The organism is Streptomyces spongiae (genome assembly GCF_009377185.1).
In the GTDB taxonomy this organism is placed as follows: domain Bacteria; phylum Actinomycetota; class Actinomycetes; order Streptomycetales; family Streptomycetaceae; genus Streptomyces; species Streptomyces spongiae.
In genome coordinates, this window is sequence record NZ_VJZC01001041.1 from 1 (window position 1) to 1,548 (window position 1,548).

A 1,548-nucleotide genomic window follows, 5' to 3' on the forward strand; every position below is an offset into this window, starting at 1 on the left:
CCCCCACCCGCCCCGACCTCAGCCAGGCCTACGCCGTCCTCACCGTCCCCCGCCTCGGCCTCCGCGTCCCCGTCGCCGAGGGCATCAGCAAGCGGAACGTGCTCAACAAGGGGTACGTCGGCCACTACCCGCGAACGGCCCAGCCGGGCCAGGCCGGGAACTTCGCGCTCGCCGGGCACCGCAACACCCACGGCGAGCCCTTCCGGTACATCAACCGGCTCCGGCGCGGTGACGAGGTGCGCGTCGAGACCGGGGCGGCCGTCTACACGTACGTCGTCGACAGGACGCTCGCGCGGACCACGCCCGGCGACGGCGGCGTCATACGGCCCGTCCCGCGCAGCGCCGTGAAGCCGTCGTCCGGGTACGACGACCCCGGCTACTACCTCACCCTCACCACCTGCACGCCCGAGTACACGTCCAAGTACCGCCTCGTGGTGTGGGGGAAACTGCGCTCCATGCACGTCAGGTGAGGGGTCTGATTGAGGGATCTGATCCTGTATACCTGTAGCAGGTGCCCGCAGGGGGTGCCTGAGGGCGCCTGTGGGCACGGTCGAACGGGAGGAGGGCGCACAGTGATCCGAACCTGGGCCGACCTGCGTCCCGGCGCCGCTCTGCTGCTCCTCCTCTTCGAGGTCGCCGTCCTCGATGTGGGCACGCTCTCCGCCGCCGTCGCCTTCGCCGCGACCGCCGCGGCCGGGTCCGCGCTCGTCGCCTGCGCGCTGATCGCCTCGCGCTGCGCGCCCGCCGTGCCGCGTACGCGCGTACGCACGGCCATCCGGGACCGTGAGCGCCGTACGGCGTTCCTGCCCCAACGAGATCCCGACGCGAAGGGGCGTACGCGGCCCAGGGCACCCGGACGGGTCCTCCTGACGGCCGCGTAGGGCACGCACGCCCCTCTTCCCCGGTCTCCGGGGCCCGCAGTAATACACGGGTACCCGGCACCCGCGTGTCCCCGCGCGGCTCGTCATGCCGAATGCCGAAGTCACCAGGCCACACCGGCCTCGGTCCGGCACGCCTCATCCGGCACGCCTCATCCGGCACGACGAGACCCACGGAGGGCTCACCCACCCATGTCCGCTGTCATCGCACTCTTCGCCGACCTGGTCGGCCGGCTCGCCGACCTGCTCCAGCCGCTCTTCCACGCCTCCGCGGCGGCCGCCGCCATCGTCCTGTTCACCGCGCTCGTACGGCTCCTCGTCCACCCTTTGTCCCGGGCCGCGGCGCGCGGGCAGCGGGCGCGGGCCGCGTTGCAGCCGCAGATCGCTGAGCTGCGGAAGAAGCACGGGAAGAACCCGGAGAAGTTCCAGAAGGCGCTGATGGAGTTGCACGCCAAGGAGAAGGTGTCGCCGCTCTCGGGCTGCCTGCCCAGCCTGTGCCAGGCGCCCGCGTTCTTCCTGCTCTACCACCTGTTCTCGAACACTTCGATCGGCGGCGAGGCGAACGAACTGCTCACCCACACGCTGTTCGCCGCGCCCCTCGGCGACCGGTGGGCGGACGCGCTCCACGACGGCGGGGTCTTCGGGGCGGCGGGGCTCGTGTACGTGGGGC

General features: G+C 72.0%; 3 protein-coding genes. All 3 read left to right on the forward strand.

The window, feature by feature from the left end:
- A partial coding sequence (locus FNH08_RS49940) for a class E sortase (RefSeq protein WP_152778631.1) occupies positions 1-470 on the forward strand: 470 nt, incomplete at its 5' end.
- A 102-nt stretch (positions 471-572) separates the two neighbouring features.
- The gene (locus FNH08_RS49945) at positions 573-881 is read left to right on the forward strand and encodes a DUF6412 domain-containing protein (protein WP_322726676.1); all 309 of its coding nucleotides are present in this window, start codon (positions 573-575) and stop codon (positions 879-881) included.
- A 201-nt stretch (positions 882-1,082) separates the two neighbouring features.
- Positions 1,083-1,548 (forward strand): YidC/Oxa1 family membrane protein insertase (locus FNH08_RS49950; RefSeq protein WP_322726677.1); only part of this gene is annotated, 466 nt, incomplete at its 3' end.